10 protein-coding genes are annotated in these 17,063 nt (G+C 43.9%); 4 read left to right on the forward strand and 6 right to left on the reverse strand.

The features are described 5' to 3' along the window. Window positions 1-23 precede the first annotated feature (23 nt). Complete coding sequence (gene fabV / locus V7R42_RS18565; RefSeq protein ID WP_334022024.1) at window positions 24-1,202, reverse strand: enoyl-ACP reductase FabV; 1,179 nt, start codon at window positions 1,200-1,202, stop codon at window positions 24-26. 285 nt (window positions 1,203-1,487) lie between these two features. Further along, window positions 1,488-2,108 (reverse strand): FKBP-type peptidyl-prolyl cis-trans isomerase, encoded by a 621-nt coding sequence (locus V7R42_RS18570; protein ID WP_014999633.1) that lies wholly within the window; start codon window positions 2,106-2,108, stop codon window positions 1,488-1,490. 233 nt (window positions 2,109-2,341) lie between these two features. Here V7R42_RS18570 and ppc point away from each other — a divergent pair, with 233 nt between their 5' ends. Beyond that, window positions 2,342-4,963: a phosphoenolpyruvate carboxylase gene (gene ppc / locus V7R42_RS18575; RefSeq protein WP_334022026.1), complete on the forward strand. Its 2,622-nt coding sequence runs from the start codon at window positions 2,342-2,344 to the stop codon at window positions 4,961-4,963. A 427-nt stretch (window positions 4,964-5,390) separates the two neighbouring features. On the opposite strand, the gene mdh is transcribed toward ppc, so the two are convergent. After that, on the reverse strand, window positions 5,391-6,329 hold the full coding sequence (gene mdh, locus V7R42_RS18580; RefSeq protein WP_014950802.1) for a malate dehydrogenase: 939 nt from the start codon (window positions 6,327-6,329) through the stop codon (window positions 5,391-5,393). A 238-nt stretch (window positions 6,330-6,567) separates the two neighbouring features. Between mdh and argR the strand changes: the two genes are divergently transcribed. Beyond that, entirely contained in the window at window positions 6,568-7,032 is a 465-nt protein-coding gene (gene argR, locus V7R42_RS18585) for a transcriptional regulator ArgR (protein WP_334022029.1), read from the forward strand. A gap of 135 nt (window positions 7,033-7,167) precedes the next feature. On the opposite strand, the gene V7R42_RS18590 is transcribed toward argR, so the two are convergent. The 3 genes from V7R42_RS18590 to V7R42_RS18600 all read right to left on the reverse strand — a co-directional run bounded on the left by V7R42_RS18590 (window position 7,168) and on the right by V7R42_RS18600 (window position 14,656). Then, window positions 7,168-7,851: a type 1 glutamine amidotransferase domain-containing protein gene (locus V7R42_RS18590; protein WP_334022031.1), complete on the reverse strand. Its 684-nt coding sequence runs from the start codon at window positions 7,849-7,851 to the stop codon at window positions 7,168-7,170. Between the two features lie 197 nt (window positions 7,852-8,048). Further along, window positions 8,049-11,228, reverse strand: coding sequence for a TonB-dependent receptor (locus V7R42_RS18595; protein ID WP_334022033.1), 3,180 nt, complete (start codon window positions 11,226-11,228; stop codon window positions 8,049-8,051). Window positions 11,229-11,542: 314 nt separating this feature from the next. Beyond that, a complete protein-coding gene (locus tag V7R42_RS18600; protein ID WP_334022035.1) occupies window positions 11,543-14,656 on the reverse strand; it encodes a TonB-dependent receptor in 3,114 nt (1,037 codons plus the stop codon). A 391-nt stretch (window positions 14,657-15,047) separates the two neighbouring features. Here V7R42_RS18600 and V7R42_RS18605 point away from each other — a divergent pair, with 391 nt between their 5' ends. Continuing rightward, a complete protein-coding gene (locus V7R42_RS18605; RefSeq protein ID WP_438823665.1) occupies window positions 15,048-15,941 on the forward strand; it encodes a hypothetical protein in 894 nt (297 codons plus the stop codon). Beyond that, window positions 15,941-16,894 (forward strand): hypothetical protein, encoded by a 954-nt coding sequence (locus V7R42_RS18610; protein ID WP_334022040.1) that lies wholly within the window; start codon window positions 15,941-15,943, stop codon window positions 16,892-16,894. Before V7R42_RS18605 ends, V7R42_RS18610 begins: the two co-directional genes overlap by 1 nt. The last annotated feature ends 169 nt before the right edge of the window (window positions 16,895-17,063 follow it).

A 17,063-nucleotide genomic window follows, 5' to 3' on the forward strand; every position in this document is an offset into this window, starting at 1 on the left:
TTAATTAATAGTAAGTTTAGGTTTTACCACTTAACCAATGGGTCAACTTCACTGTCGTAATCAACGCTGTCAATATCAAAACCAAACAGCTTTAAGAACTCATGGTGGTAACCTTTGTAGTCACTTAAGTCATGAAAATTCTCTTGTGTCACTTGATCCCATAGCGCTTTAATTTTCGCTTGGGTAGCGTCGTTGGTTTCTTTGCCGTCCATGCGATAGCGATTTGCTTCATCTAACGTTGGAGTATTGCCAAACAGACACTGTGTGAACAAGCCAAGAATTTGTTCAATACAGCCTTCATGCGTCCCTTCTTCTTTCATCACTTTGTAAATAAGCGAAATATAAAGCGGCATAACGGGGATCGCAGAGCTTGCTTGAGTCACTAGTGCTTTTAACGAACTCACGTTGGCCTGTACTAATAGGCTACTGTTTTTACCAATGATAGCTGCAGCAGCGCGATCTAGGTCTTCTTTCGCTTTACCAATCGTCGCTTGACCGTAAATAGGCCATGTTAGCTCTTTACCGATATAAGTATATGCGGTGGTTTTACAGCCCTCTGCAAGCACATCGGCCTCGCGTAAAAAGTCCATCCAACGCTCCCAATCTTCGCCGCCCATCACTTTGATGGTGTTAAGGATTTCTTCGTCGTTGGCTGGCTCTAGCGATACCTCATGTACTTTGTCTTTATCAGTATCGTAGGTTTTTGTTGTGTACGCCTGCCCTACTGGCTTAAGCGTAGATTTATACGTCACGCCTGTTTCAGGGTCAGTTCTACGCGGGGATGCAAGGCTATAAATGACCAAATCAACCTTGCCCATTTCAGCTTTGATTTTTTCGATGGCTTCGTTTTTGATTTCATCAGAAAAGGCGTCGCCATTAATAGTATCTGCATACAAGCCTTTTGCTTTGGCTTTTTCATGGAATGCTGCAGTGTTGTACCAACCAGCAGTCCCTGTTTTACGTTCTGTTGGCGCTTTTTCAAAGCAAACACCTAATGTTTTTGCGCCATAACCAAACGCAGAGGTAATGCGTGACGCTAAGCCATAGCCTGTTGAGCTACCAATAACCAGTACATTTTTAGGGCCTTCGCCTAAGTCACCTTTTGCTTCTACATAAGCAATTTGTTCATCAACCGCTTTAGCACAGCCTACCGGGTGCGCGTTTGTACAAATGAAGCCTCTCACTTTAGGCTTGATAACCATAATAATTTTCCTTATTTGAGCGTGGGGCTATTGTAATGCCGAAGCCACTGATAACAACTCGGAGCAGATGGAAGCCTAGCATATCGCAAACGCAAGGCGACACCAATGAAACAACATGCCAAATTTAGGTTTGCTTTATATTTACGAGATAAAGAGAGAAGAAAGGGAAAAACATCAGACCATAACGCTAAATTTAACGCAGTGGGGGCTAATTTTTAAAACGCTATGAACTATGAATAAGACATGGACACAGGTGCACAGCGCTGCACACCTGTGAACAAAACATTAACCTAGAACGTCAAGAAGCTCTACGTCAAAGATAAGCGTGCTGTATGGAGCGATTGCTGCACCCGCACCTTGCTCACCGTAAGCAAGATCATGTGGCACGTATAAACGGTACTTAGCACCTACTTTCATAAGTTGAAGTGCTTCAGTCCAACCTTTAATCACACCGCCTACTGGGAATTCAGCTGGCTGGCCGCGCTCGTAAGAGCTGTCAAACGTAGTGCCGTTGATAAGTGTACCGTGGTAGTGAACACGTACAGTGCTAGATGCAACTGGTGTTTCACCGTCACCCTCAGCGATAACTTCATACTGAAGACCAGATTCAGTTACGGTTACTTCGTCACGTTTTGCGTTTTCTTCAAGGTACTTTGTGCCTTCTTCAATAACCGCTTTGCTCGCCTCTTCTTTAGCCGCTTGCATACGCTTGTGAATTTCGCCGAACGCGTCACGTAGTGTGTCGTTATCAACCTGAGGCGCTTGACCTGCGAAGGCGTCTTTTAGGCCAGCTACAACAGCATCAATTGCTAGTCCATCAAATGGATTTGATTGTAATTGTTGACCCATTTGAAAACCAATGCCGTAACTTGCTTGGGTTTCTACTGTATTGAATGTATCAGTCACAAGAACTCCTGAAATTAAATTACAAATGCAGTACAAATATCAAACAAAACGCTTAGCGCGAGAATGTTTCTGCATTTTCCGGTGCAAGAGTGTATCACACCACAAAATATCTTGCTTTGAGCAATGTTAACTGGGGTGCAAAAGTATCAAAATGTTGTAAATTATAACCGAAAGTGGTTAGACAAGTCGCTACGGACACAGTATGGTTAAGGCCATATATTTAGGAGGATAGCATGCAAACACACTATGATGCTGAACTGAAAGATACCGTTCGATACCTGGGTAAAACCTTGGGTGAAACAATCAAAAATCAATTGGGTCAGGAGTGGCTAGACCGTATTGAAAAGATTCGTAAAGGCGGCCGAGCTTCCTATCAGGGAGACGCTACATGTAGCGAAGAACTGAAAGAAACTTTCAAAACAATGTCTGACAGCGATTTGCTTACTGTTGGCCGTGCTTTCGCACAATTCTTGAATTTGGGCAACATTGCTGAGCAAGAATACAATGCAGCAATGAATGTAGATGCGTCTATCGATGCACTATTCAAACACCTAGATAAAGCCGAACTAACTGCCGAAAAAGTACAGGATGCAGTTGCAAAGCTAAACATCGATCTTGTACTGACTGCGCACCCCACTGAGGTTACGCGACGCACACTTATTCATAAACATAAAGAATTAGCTGATTGCTTACAAGCGGTTCATCAATCGTCGCTCAGTGACGTAGAGCGCAAAAAAATTGAAACCCGTATTGCAGATCTAATTGCGCAGGCTTGGCACACCGAAGAAATTCGTTCCGTGCGTCCAACGCCAGTTGACGAAGCACGCTGGGGCTTCTCTGTTATCGAAAATTCATTGTGGGAAGCCGTGCCTGACTTCATGCGCGAGCTTGATGGCCGTTTAAATGAAGATTATAAGGTTTCACTGCCGCTAGATGCGTCACCTGTTCAATTTAGCTCCTGGATGGGCGGCGATAGAGACGGCAACCCATTTGTAACGTCAAAAGTGACTGAGCAAGTACTATTGCTTGCTAGAAAACGTGCAGCCAAGCTTTTCGCGATAGATCTTGATCGCTTGCAAGTTGAGCTGTCGATGTATGACTGTAACGACGCGTTGCGCGAAAAAGTGGGCGACGCCAACGAGCCATACCGCGCCCTTCTACGTCCGCTGGTTGACAAGTTCATTGCCACCCGCGATGGCATTAGCGACTACCTAGCAGGTAAAAATCCAGAGACTTCAAGCTGGATAGAAAACGACGATGAGCTAATCGAGCCGCTAATGCTTTGCTACCAGTCACTGTTAGATTGCGGTATGCAGGTTGTAGCAAACGGTCTGTTACTAGACACCATTCGCCGTGCACGTGTTTTCGGCATACACCTCCTACGCCTAGATGTACGCCAGGACTCTGAGCGTCACGCCGACGTATTTAGCGAGCTAACTCGTTATCTTGGCCTTGGCGACTACGCACAGTGGAGCGAAGCCGACAAGCAAGCGTTCCTGTTACGTGAGCTTGGTTCTAAACGCCCACTATTTCCAGCCCAATGGGATGCGTCTGACGACGTAAAAGAAGTGCTTGATACCTGTAAGGTGATTGCAAAACACAGCAAACATGGCTTTGGAATTTACATTATTTCTATGGCAAGCGAGCCATCAGACGTCATGGCGGTACAACTGCTTCTTCAAGAAAGTGGTGTAGATTGGCCAATGCCAGTAGCGCCATTGTTCGAAACGCTAGACGATTTGAACAACTCACCTGACGTAATGCGCAAACTTCTATCAATCGACTGGTATCGCGGTTACGTGAAAGGCCGTCAGTTCGTTATGATTGGTTATTCTGATTCAGCAAAAGACGCTGGTGCACTTGCAGCAGGCTGGGCACAGTACCAGTCGCAAGAAGCGCTTGTAGCCATTGCTGATGAATTTGACGTAAGCCTGACCCTATTCCACGGTCGTGGTGGTACGATTGGTCGTGGTGGCTTGCCTGCACATGCAGCTATCTACTCTCAGCCTCCTGGCTCATTAGACGGTGGCTTCCGCGTTACCGAGCAGGGCGAGACTATTCGCTATAAATTCGGTATGCCTAAGCTGGCTAAACGCAGCCTAGGTATTTACGCCAGCGCCATAATTGAAGCAATGTTGTTCCCGCCTCCGGCACCAAAAGAAGAATGGCGCGAGCTTATTACCGCAATGGCCGCACAAGGTCGCGATAACTACCGCGCAACGGTAAGACATGATGAAGAGTTCGTACCTTACTTCCGTGTAGCAACGCCAGAGCAAGAGTTGGGTAAACTACCTCTAGGCAGCCGCCCCGCGAAGCGTAAGCCTCAGGGCGGAATTGAAAGCCTACGTGCTATCCCATGGATCTTCGCTTGGGCTCAAACCCGTTTAGTACTGCCAAGCTGGCTAGGTGTTATGCGCGCTATTGATAGCGTCAAGACTCCGGAAAATGAAAAAGTGGTTAACGAGATGTTCAGCGAATGGCCGTTCTATCGTTCGCGTCTTTCAATGCTAGACATGGTGTTCCACAAAGCCGACCCACGTATTAGCGAAGCCTATGACGAGCGCTTGGTACCTAAAGAGCTTAAACACTTTGGTGAGGCGCTGCGCAGCGAGCTTAAAGAAAGCATCTCGTCACTCTTGGCTATCACAGGTGATGACGACATCATGAAGAACGACCCGCAGGGTAAAGAGTCGATGGAGATCCGCGCAGGATACCTTCAGCCCCTTCATTACTTGCAAATTGAGCTTCTCGATCGCATCCGTAAAGCTGGTGACGATGCACAAAACACCAGTCTAGAGCGCGCCATGATGGTAACCATCGCGGGTATCGCTATCGGTATGCGTAACACGGGCTAATGCCCAGTTAAGCGCTTGACGTTTTAATTAGAAGCCTGCCTATTGAGCAGGCTTTTTTTTGCAATGCATTAAATGCCAAAGCGCGAGCTTTATAATATTTTAACTGCGCAGCTTCTTTCTCAAGTTATGACTTATTTGAAAGGACATGAATGAGGAATAGGAGTTAAGAAATTTGATAAGCTGGCTCAACCGTACCAAGGTTACCATGGCGAAGCCTACATGGACTCAACAAAAAAGCTGGATACGTAAGGTCGTAACAGACTTACTTTTTCCCAATTAATGAGTTTGTCAAAGATTGTTGGGTGACGTATTGAATTGGGGGAAGTTTGATAAGCAGGCTCTCCACCGCAGGGATGCGGTGGCGAAGCCTACATGGACGTATTCACGGCGGATCTGCGTTCAAAGTTCCGCCAATGATGTTATCCGATTAGCCGTTTACGAAGTCAACGCCTAGCTTGATGTCGCCGCGCAGGCCTTCGAGCATATCGTTTTTCGCTTTTTCTTCGAACGCGCTAAGCTCGCCGTATGGCAAGATTTCTTCAACACCGTTTGCGCCAAGGCGTACTGGGTGTGCAAAGAATGCTGCGTCGTCGCTGTCGTCAGTTTGTACATACGTGTACTCAACTACGTTCTCACCTTGCATTGCTGCAACAAGAGACAAACAGAAGCGTGCTGCTGCTTGACCCATTGAAAGAGTTGCAGAGCCGCCGCCCGCTTTCGCTTCAACCACTTCAGTACCCGCGTTTTGAATACGAGTAGTTAGGCTAGCAACTTCTTCGTCTGTAAACTCAACACCTTCAACTTGTGAAAGAAGAGGAAGGATAGTTGTACCAGAGTGACCACCGATTACCGGTACGTGCACAGAAGATACGTCTACACCTTTAAGCTCAGCAACAAAAGTCTCTGCGCGGATAACGTCTAGTGTCGTTACACCGAAAAGCTTGTTCTTGTCGTAAACGCCTTTGGCTTTTAGCGTTTCAGCTGCAATAGCAACAGTAGTGTTAACTGGGTTAGTGATGATACCAACACACGCGTTCGGGCAGTTATCAGCTACACCTTCAATTAGGTTTTTAACAATGCCGGCGTTGATGTTGAACAGATCAGAACGATCCATACCTGGCTTACGAGGCATACCCGCTGGAATGAGAACTACGTCTGCTCCAGTTAGTGCATCAGCAAGGTCATCTTTACCGTGACCGGTTACTTTTACCGCAGTGGGGATGTGGCTCAAATCAACGGCAACACCAGGAACAACTGGCGCTACGTCGTAAAGCGCTAAATCTGAACCTGCTGGTAATTGTGTTTTCAACAACAAAGACAGCGCCTGACCAATACCACCGGCAGCACCTAACACGGCTACTTTCATACCATTTCTCCTATGGGATTACTTCACGTATTTAAACGGAACGTCACACTAATGCAACGCGGGGGAAAACTCAATCACCGGATCGTCTTATTAACGTTATTTATGGCGATTTTATGTCGATATTCATTATCATGAATGATTATGCAAAGAAATTGCGCAAAGTCCACCTGTACGGCACAATATGCGCATACTAAATATAATTCCTAACGATAACCCTCAAAAAAAGAAAAGAGCGCTAATGGCAAACGCAAAACAAGAGCTACTCATCAAAGCTTTTAAAGAAATTCTTAAAGCAGAAAGTTACGGTTCACAGGGCGAGATTGTTGATGCTTTAAAAGCACAAGGTTTTGACAACATCAGTCAATCAAAAATTTCTAGAATGTTAAGCAAGTTCGGCGCAGTTAGAACGCGTAACGCTCGCGGTGATATGGTTTATTGTCTTCCCCCTGAGTTGGGTATGCCAACGGCCAAAAGCCCGTTGAAACAGCTTGTACTGGATATTGTGCACAACAACGTTATGGTGATCATCAGAACAAGTCCAGGAGCCGCACAGCTCATTGCGCGTTTGCTCGACTCACTAAGTAAGAAGGACGGAGTTTTAGGTACCATCGCGGGTGATGACACTATTTTTATTGCTCCGGCAGATGTATCTAAAATTGAAGAATTAAGACAGCGTGTCGAAGACCTGTTTGAAAACGTCTAACCAAAGCGATGTTGTTTATTGACACGATTAAACGCTCTATTGCTCGAAGAGCGCTTCGAGCGAAATCTTAGTTACTAGAGACAAAGAAACCGCATGAGTAATGCGGTTTCAATATTTATAGGGTTTTAGCGTCGATCAAGACAGAAGCTTGATAAGGGCATCAGCCGCAGGCCGTGACGATGGAGGATTTTGTCCAGTAACCAATAGCCCGTCTGTACAAACCTTTACGGCAAAATCATCTACACTTTCGTAATTACCGCCTTTCTTCACCAACTCATCTTCAACAAGATAAGGCACAACATCAGTCAGCTCCATTGCAGCTTCTTCGCTGTTCGAGAAGCCGGTAACCGACTTGCCTTCCACCAAATATTTACCATCAGCTGTTTTGACATCTTTCAGTACAATTGGTGCATGACACACCGCGCCAACAGGCTTATTTGCAGCTATAGTGTCTTCAATTAGCTTGATAGAGTGAGCGTTATCTGAGAGATCCCATAAAGGTCCGTGTCCGCCGGGATAGAAGACCGCGTCAAACTCCTCCGCACGCACGTCTTCAAGGGGAATAGTTGACGCCATCGCACTTCGTGCTATCTCATCGTTGGTGTAACGTATAGCGTCATCTGTCATCGCATCATCAGCAAGACTATTGGGATCAATAGGCACCTGCCCGCCCATCGGTGATGCCAGCGTGATAGTATAGCCTTGGTCTTTAAATGCGTAATATGGCGCTGCGAACTCCTCTAACCACATGCCGGTCTTCTTTCCTGTATCACCCATAATGTCGTGAGACGTCATTACCATTAGCATACGTTTTGTCATAAGCCCTCCTTGCGAGCATTTAAAAATGTAACGCCAATTGATTCGTGTGGTGGAGGGTCTTAGATCATAAAAAAAGAGAAGGATCGATTAGTAGCAAATGAGTGAGATAAATCGCAGGCATAAAAAAGTGCCACTTCCTGTCAAGGAGAGTGGCACCTAACACTACAACGTGTTGTAGGGGAAATTAACCATCGCTATTAGAAGCGGTAGTTAACACCTATACGCATTTCCCATAGAGACGCGTCGCGCTGAACGTTTTCTGCTGGCATACCAAAATTACTGTATTCATAAACACCTGCATCATTCAGATTAACATCTACTACATTTAGACGTGTTGAACCTTGGCGGAAATCCCCCCAATCGTCATTCAGTAAGTTAGTTACGTTGTTGATAACAAAGAACGCACTAGCTTTGTGACCGTCCATGAAACCAGGAAGCTCTTGGGAAATACGAATATCTGCTTTGAACCACCATTTAGATGTTTCTGTGTTGCGCCCTACAACTTCACCACGAGTTAAGCCGTAGGCTTCAACAAACTCATTGAAACCTGTACGCGCCTCTTCAGCGGTTTGTAGTACCACACCATCACTATCTACGTTATCTACGAATGTTACGTTTGCGTCATCAATAGTTGGTACATAAAGCAGTTGTCGGAAATCTGCACTGTCCCAGCCAAACGCTCCATTATCGCCATAAACGAAAGAATACGGCTGGCCTTCGTTAGCTGTCATGAATAAGTTGAAGCTAGTTTCGTAGCCATCGAAAAACTCATGCGCATAACCAAGGTTAAACGTGAAACGATGTTTAATGGCATAGTCAGACGTTGCCACCCCAGGATTATTAACGTCAGTTACCGCAACATTCTCGAAGTTCGAACCTGCTGTAGAGCTAGTCATTGGGTGCGCATCTTCAGCGTCCACGTAAGAGTAACCTAGCGTAGCGTCAATGCCGTTATCCCATTCTTTAGAAATGGCACCAGAGATTAGCAGCGTGCTACCGCTGTCGCCACTTACGTTCCCCAGAATGTAGTCTTGCCCTAAACGGCGGCCTCCATCAATTGAAGTATAAATAGGGCGGCCATCGAATGTAGTTTCGTTAGTACGTTCAATGTTAGCTTCGCGAACAATTGGTGCGTCGCGACGGTCAGTATAGATGATATCAGCCGTTACTAAGTAATCGCCCGGCGCTGTCCACGTTGCACCCAAGTTGTATTTCCACTCTGAAGGAATTTCAAAGTCTGGGTCAGTCGCATTTACCTGAGCATCACCATCAGTAAGGCTAGTGTTTGCTACTAAATCAACCATGGCCTGTGGCGCGTCGTAAATGGGGCGGCCTTCGCCAGAAAGATCGATATCTAGAATTGATGTTTCACCACGTACAAACCCTGGAATGTCGCTGCCGAAACGGTTCACTGAAGTACCAACGTTAGTTACACCGTCGTTAGAGTAGGCATTTGAAATCCAAACGTTCGGGTTACCACCAGAAAATAGTCCGAAACCACCGCGAATTTCCAGGTCGTCATTAACTGTGTAGTTAAAGCCAACACGCGGTTGAATTAGATCTAGGCCGTCAACATTCATGGTGTTAGGGAAACCATAGCGGTTTGCGAAGTTTTGGTTAGCTGTCGGCGTGTCGTCAGATCCATATCTTTCATAGCGTAGACCAGCCATAATTTTCAGGTCGTCAGTAAGATAGAACTCATCCTGAATGTAGAAGGTAGTAATGTCTTGCTTAAAAGATGCCGCTGCATCATCTGGATTATTCGTACCTGCAGAGTTGTTATAGTAAATCTGATCAGCTAGGCCTGCTTCAAAATCAGCAATACTTAGGAAGCGATATTCACCTACAGTGTGCTGCATAAACAAGTTGAAAACATCAAGTTCTTCGTATTCTACACCAGCAGTTATCGTGTGATCGCCGTAATAGTAAGTACCCGCCAACTTAAAGTTGAATACTGTGTAATCCAGGTTGTTTGACTGACGAGAATCATCTGGACCAATGTAGATAGTACCACCATCTGCAGTGCCAATCTGTGCTTCACCGAAGCCAGACGCTGCGTCTAGAGAAATTTGACGGTTGTCTAAGTCGGTGTGGCCAATACGAAGCTCTGTCGAAAAATCGTCTGTCCAGTCAGAGAAAAGTGAACCTACTATAGTAGTTAGCTCAGCGCCACGCTCGTAAAAGTGATTACCGAGAGAGAGGCGGCTTGAACCACCATCAGACTGGCTAATACTGAAACCATCGTTCCAGTTGTAAACTAAGTTTGCACGATGCGCGTCGGAAATGTTCCAGTCTAATTTAATTAGGATCTTTTCATCTTCTACCGGCGCTGAACCTGGTAATCCACCGACATCGTAGCCATAGACGCGTTGTGCAATTTCTGCGACTTGATCAATCTCGTCTTGAGAAACCGTTCCACCTAACGCATTGTAATCGAAAAGCTGTACTCCCTCTAACTTTTCATAAGAACCGAAGAAAAATAAAGTGTCTTCGATTAAAGGGAAACCAACGTTAACACCATAACGACGCTCTGTGTAGTTACCATTGTCACGCTCTACCCCATTCACTTCTTCACCGCGGTATGAATCGCTAGTGAAGTCATAGAACGCACTGCCTTTTACTTCGTTGGTACCAGACTTGGTTACTGCGTTGATGTTACATGCCGTAAAGCCACCATACTCTACGTCGAACGGAGCAAGCTCAACGGCTACTTGGTCAATAGCGTCATATGAGAATGGCTGACGTTCAGTAGGAAAACCGTTGCTATTTAGACCAAACGCATCGTTTAAGCGAATACCGTCGAGCGTTAAGCTGTTAAAACGTGGACTTTGGCCACCACAACTAATCGCATCATTGCCTGCTTCGTTAAGAAATACACGTGGGTCAGCACGAACAATGTCTCCGATACTGCGGTTGATTGCAGGTGCATTTTGAAGAGACTCAATATCAAAAACAGTTTGCGGGCCTGTGGTTCCAAAGGCTGTTGCCGCAATACTGCTGCCACTAACCGAGATTACTTCGATGTTGCTTTGGTCATCTAGTGTTAGGTTGAGACCGAATGGATTACCCAACTCTAAGAACACGCTATCAATTGTCGTATCTTGATACTCATTTGAGTCAACTACGATTGTGTAAGGACCACCAACGCGAAGACCACGTAAGTTAAATGTACCGTTATCGCCTACAACCACTTCACGAGTTGTACCTGACGGCTCGTGGATGACTGTAATTGTAGTACCAGCTGCTGGAGCACCTGTAGGGGTAAGAATTCTCCCTTGCATTGCAGATGACGTTTCTTGTGCCATTGCAGTTGTAGACAAACCGATTGACAGCGCAACCGCAGCAGCAATGCGACTGAATTTAGCTGATGAACTCATGTGTGTTTCCCTTATATTTAGTTATGTTTGCAGAGCTACTTCACCGCTTACCTGATAATATTTTAAGCATGAATCAAAAATTCATGAATTATAACTATGACAGTTTTGTGACACAAAAAACAGGCTGTCAACATTCTGTCTTGAAAAGTAAATAAATAGTATAGGCGAATTATGTCTGCTATGTGACAAAACGCGAAAATGAAACAAAGAATTGCCCGTTCTTTCTACGTTTTTAGGGCGTTGAGATATAAAAAAAGCCAATTGCTTTGACACAATTGGCTTTTTAATACGTTTGTAACGTTAGCTGCTAGGCATTAGAACGTATATCTAACACCCACTTTAATACGCCACGTAGACTCATCCACTTCGAACTCATCCCAGTTTTGACCCGCGTTTCCATCATACGCATTGGTATACTGGTACTGATTGTTCTCATTAACACCCTGTAAGTCAAACAAATCAACACTTGAATACTCGACTTGATACACTTTACCCCAGTCGTCATTCAACAAGTTTGCGAAGTTCTCGATTGAAAGGTAAACCTTTCCTTTGTGGTCATCATAGAACCCTGGTACTTCCTGAGAAATATAAAGGTCCATTGACGTGATCCAAGGCTGAGAACCCGTATTTTTAGGAATGATAGAACCCGCATAGCCTTCAAGGCCTGCCGCTGTCACTACTTCCATGATTTCTTCGTAGCTTAAACCACCTTCGAAGTCCATAAGTGGATCATTCGGACCTTCAGGAATGTAAATCTGGTAATCACCGCCATTGATACCAAATTGATCACCGAAGTCAGGGTCGTTGTAGAGGCCCAATGTGTGAGAGAAGCGACGACCTGAACGTCTTTCAAAGAACAGGTTAAAGTCTGTATTGTAACCGGCAAAGAACTGATGCGTATAACCAAGGTTTAATACAAAGCGGTGCGGCACTTCAAAATACGCAGTATCAACATTTGGCTCATTGCGGTTCGTTGCAATATTGTAAATAAAGTTAGACTCTGCTGTAGAACTTGTTCCAGGCGCGCCCTCAGTAATGTCTTGATGCGTATATGACATATTTAGGCTAATACCGTTGTCCCATTGTTTACCTAACGCAGTAGTGAACAGAATGCTTCGGCCACCGTCAGATGCGTTCGTCAGTTGTATATCGTAGTTTCCAGCATTGTCTGTACCATCGTAAACACTACCGTAAATAATACGGCCATCTGAAAGAGTCACATCAGGCGTTCTGGCTAACTCAACCCACGCTGCAGCATCTTTCTTGTCAACGTAAGTTAATTCCGTTGTCCACGAGAAGTTGTTGCCTAAGCCTTCTACGTCGAAGATATAATCAGCTGCGATTTGATAGCGCCAATCAGACGGCATATCGAAATCAGGGTCAATTGAGTTGGTAGAACCTGAGCCGATTGAAAGCTGATCTTTAAGCACCTGAGGCACTTGATCAAACATTACGTTCTCTGGCGCGATACTTTTTGTCGAATACTGGTCCAACGCTACACCGTTTTTAGTGTAGGCGTTCGAAATCCAAACAAGTGGAGAACCACCAGTGAAACGACCTACACCACCGCGTAAAGTAAGATCTTCATTAATTGACCACTCAAACCCAAGACGTGGAAGCACCATAGTGTTGCCGTCTAGGTTTTCTGTGTTGGCAAAGTTGTAGGTATCAAGAAAGTTCTGATTCAACAATGGTGAATCTTCAACTGTCAGATATTCAACACGTAAACCTGCTGTTACTTCAAAATCTTCAAATAGCTCAAAGTTGGCTTCGCCATATGCTGTATAAAGTGTGCTATCAACATCGTAGGCGATATCATTGATATCGTTTGTATACGCATTTGAGTATTCAACCAGGTCTGGTGCACGGTTTGCGAAGTCTTCTAAACTGTCAAACGACCAAGTGCCCGCTGAGTCACGTCCATAAACGTTATAGTTCCATGTATCTTCCATCTCTAGACCGAACTTATACTCAACGTCGCCAGCAAGATATACACCGTGGAAACCTAGTGTCCATACTTCATTCTTCAGCACATTAGCGTGACGGTTCTCATCCTGGCCCGCGACAATCGTACCGGTTCCAGTTCTAACGTTGATTTCGCCCCAGTCTGAATTTGTATTTGACGCTTGCGTGTAATCTTTATAAGAAATACTAATTTCAGATGAGAAGTCGTCTGTCCAGTATGAATATACATGACCGGTATAAATGGTGGTTTCTGAATCTTGCGACCATCCATTAGACGTCATATTCAGTTGAGAATTCCTGTCAGTATAGTTACGAGCAGAACTATTATCTTGATAGCTATACGTAAAATCAGCGCGATGATCGCTGTTGATGTTCCAGTCTAGCTTGATAAGCGTTTTTTTATCACTGTCTGGTGAAGGTGCAGTGCCTTTTGTATCAGTTAAGCCGTATACACTACTAAGCGTATTTAAAAATGTATCTACTTGCTCGTTTGTAACGTTGTGACCGTCAAGAGAATCCATGTCGTAGTTAAACGCTACTTCTTCTTCCCATTCTTCATATGAAGCAAAGAAAAACAAGGTATCTTGAATAAGCGCGCCACCAAGTGATGCACCAAACGAAACTTCTTCATTGTCTACGTCAAATTCTTCATCGATTTTGTCGTTATATGCATCACCTGTGAAAGGGACTTTTTCATAGAAAACCGTTCCACCGAACTCGTTCGTGCCCGATTTGGTTACTACGTCTAAGCTACCACCAGTGAATTTGCCAGCACGCGCGGTAAACGGAGCGACATTAATTGAAATTTGTTCTACTGCATCAAGAGAAATAGGAGGACGTTGTGCAGGATAACCATTGCTATTTAGGCCAAATGTATCGTTTACCCCTACACCGTCAATAGTAAGTGAATTGAACTTAGGGTTGGCACCAGCAACGCTTAGCTCATTGCCATCAGCACTTACTACAGCGAGTGGGTTAAGACGAACAACATCTTTTAAATCACGGTTAAACGTAGGCGTGTTTTCAATTGCCTTTTGACCGAAGGTAGAGCTTGAACCCTGGTTATCATTAAAAAGCTGTGCACCAGTAACGGTAATACGTTCAACGTCAGCTAAAGAGTCTAATTGAGCTTTAAGATTGAATGTGTCATTCAATGTAAGGTATACATCTTCAATAACTTTGTCTTGAAACTTTTCCGATTCAATAATTATTGTGTATGGACCGCCTACGCGAAGACCCAATGCAGAGAATGCACCTTCTTCGTTTACTTGTAGCTCTTTAACTGTTCCTGATGGTTGGTGAAGAATCGTGATCGTAGAGCCAGCAGCAGGATTACCTTGAGGTCCAACGATTGAACCACGCATTGCAGAAGATTGACCTGAGGCAGCTACTGCAGTAGTAGCAACGCCTACCGTTAATGCCACTGCCAACGCTACTCGGGTAAGCTTAGCGGGTGTTTTCATGTGTGTTTCCCTTTTTGTAAAAACTTATTGGGTTATTTAAAAAGCGTTTGTCTCAATGCAAGTAATAAATCAGTTAGAAAGTTCATCACCAATTTGACGGCAGGGATTGTTAATGAGCTCTGTGTCAGATTTATTACAATAAGTGATATTTTTTAATCACTTAGCAATTTTTCGTGGCCTAATTTATTCGCAAAACTTGACCAAGTGGTCAAGTAAATTTAACTTTTTTATTTTTTTAGGCGCCTATTGCTTAAGCGTCTTTATTCTTTGCACAACTCAAACTAATAAACAGCGTTTAATAAAAATCAGGTTTACCCACAAAAAAACTTTATTTATCAGAACTTTAATAGTTTCAAATAAATTTATCTATTGCAATAAATAACCTTAACTGATGAAATTGCCCGATAAATCGTTAATTCATTTGGTCGTTTTTTTGACGAATCTCAGACTTATTGCTTCCGGAAAGTGGGTTTTACTTGTTCTCGCTGCTATTACTTGCGGCACGATAAACTATTTTCAAAACTCAGGATATTATGCCGATGTCGCCCCTCAGACTGGTCAATATTTGACCTGCAAAACGGGGTTGGTGGGTAATACAGACGTATTTTCTGTTTATGTTACTGACGCGGAAATTGCTAAAATGGCGAGCGAGAAGTTATGCAGCAACTACACGATAAAACGCCAATACGGTAAGGTAAAAGTTACTATTGGACAAAACGATTACGATACTTTTCGATATATAAACTACGGTGTGGTCGATTTAATATTGGTTAAGAGCAACGTAGTAGATGCGTTTGGCGCAGATGAGATTTATGGTTTTACAAAAATTGCCTCACACCCTGATTATTCAGCCTTCTTAATTGCAATACGTGAGAGGCCACAGCTTTCTAAAGAATATCTTTTAGGTAAGCGTATTGGTCTACTCGATTATCCAAGTAGTCGTTCTGGACATATTATCCCAAAAACTGTTATGCATAACTTAGGGTTGAGCGACAGTAATATAGATATTGTGTATTACAGTTCTCACCAAGAATTAAGGCGGGCTTTACTTGCTGGAGAAATAGACATTATCTCCTCGTACTGGGCAGAAGACGATAAGGAAAAGTTTTCCCGAAATTATGCTACGCCACTGCAAGAGAGTGTGAGTGGAATGCAGTGGTATTTAAAAATGCAAACGCAAAATACTGACTTATTCTGTGCCATGCAATCAGTGGTTAACGAAATCGCGACTTCTCACCCTAGACCCTATTACAAAACCATTGCGCTAGAAGAAGGGTGTAAATAATGGGTAATAAGAGAATTCATTTCAGATCTCGGACAGTTATTGCATGCATTACTTTGGCGCTGGTATTTAGCCTGCAAATAGTAGCAATCATTGCGCAATTTTTGTCTCACCAGTCTTCTTTACATCAAGCCGTTGATAACGTACAAAAAAGAATTAGTTTAGATAGTGCATTTCTAGATGTTGGAAATAAAACGCTTAACACTCCTGTAAATCAATTTGCGATTACCCAATATTTAGGGCGATTAAACGATACCCTCAAACGTGAAGGTTACCCAGTCTTAGTTGAAAGAATTCAGGGAGTAACTTTAGATTCAGAAGACCTCCAGTCTTATCCAAATGTAATTCCAGTTAATTTTGTTAACGCCGAGCAAGAAATCAATGTCAATTTACGTAGTAAGTCGGCATCAAGCTCTCTAACCTTTAGTTGGGGCGGATTTATTATTTCATTACTTATATCACCACTATTTTTTGTTTCAAACAGAACGAGAAAAAAGCGGAACGCTGTTGAAGAAATCGTCCCCCCCACTCCCAAGCTCGTGATTAATCTGAAAGATAAGACAATTTCTAACGGTATAGATGAGAAAGCGGTGACACTTCAGAATAAGCCACTATGTTTCTATACCGCGCTAGTTAGGTATTGCATAGATAATCCATTTGAACCACTGCCTCCTCATAAAGATGTACCGCAAGAGCTAATGACATTAGCAAACAAGTGCTTCGGCCGACTTATCGAGTTGGGTCACACTAAGCGTAAACGTCCAGACTTCAATGCGAACTTAGATAAAACCCTAAGTGAAATAAGAGCAGCTCTCGACGAAGTGTTTTCCGCTTACAACGTAGAAAAAGAAACCTATTATCCGCCTAGAGCGCAGGGCGAAGGCTCTCGCTCAAAGCAACACTCGTACGCGTTGCCAAATATTAAGGAAGAGGATATAGAAATTATTGGAAACTAGTGCGTTCCTAAAATTGGCAGTTAAAAACTGACCACTTGGAGAATTTTTTGTTATTTTTGCAAAGTGACAAAATGCCCTGCAATACCTTGAAAATACGATAAAGTTCTAGCAAAGACCGATCCAAGAAACGATAACTTGTGAATATAACATTGATTCGCGAGGCCTAAAC

This window comes from Alteromonas sp. S015 (assembly GCF_036864485.1).
Classification (GTDB): Bacteria; Pseudomonadota; Gammaproteobacteria; order Enterobacterales; family Alteromonadaceae; genus Alteromonas.

Bases quoted from the DNA above. Each gene is read 5' to 3' on its own strand.
- fabV (WP_334022024.1), bottom strand. From the start codon at position 1,202: ATGGTTATCAAGCCTAAAGTGAGAGGCTTCATTTGTACAAACGCGCAC.
- ppc (WP_334022026.1), top strand. From the start codon at position 2,342: ATGCAAACACACTATGATGCTGAACTGAAAGATACCGTTCGATACCTG.
- mdh (WP_014950802.1), bottom strand. From the start codon at position 6,329: ATGAAAGTAGCCGTGTTAGGTGCTGCCGGTGGTATTGGTCAGGCGCTG.
- argR (WP_334022029.1), top strand. From the start codon at position 6,568: ATGGCAAACGCAAAACAAGAGCTACTCATCAAAGCTTTTAAAGAAATT.
- V7R42_RS18590 (WP_334022031.1), bottom strand. From the start codon at position 7,851: ATGACAAAACGTATGCTAATGGTAATGACGTCTCACGACATTATGGGT.
- V7R42_RS18595 (WP_334022033.1), bottom strand. From the start codon at position 11,228: ATGAGTTCATCAGCTAAATTCAGTCGCATTGCTGCTGCGGTTGCGCTG.
- V7R42_RS18600 (WP_334022035.1), bottom strand. From the start codon at position 14,656: ATGAAAACACCCGCTAAGCTTACCCGAGTAGCGTTGGCAGTGGCATTA.
- V7R42_RS18605 (WP_438823665.1), top strand. From the start codon at position 15,048: ATGAAATTGCCCGATAAATCGTTAATTCATTTGGTCGTTTTTTTGACG.
- V7R42_RS18610 (WP_334022040.1), top strand. From the start codon at position 15,941: ATGGGTAATAAGAGAATTCATTTCAGATCTCGGACAGTTATTGCATGC.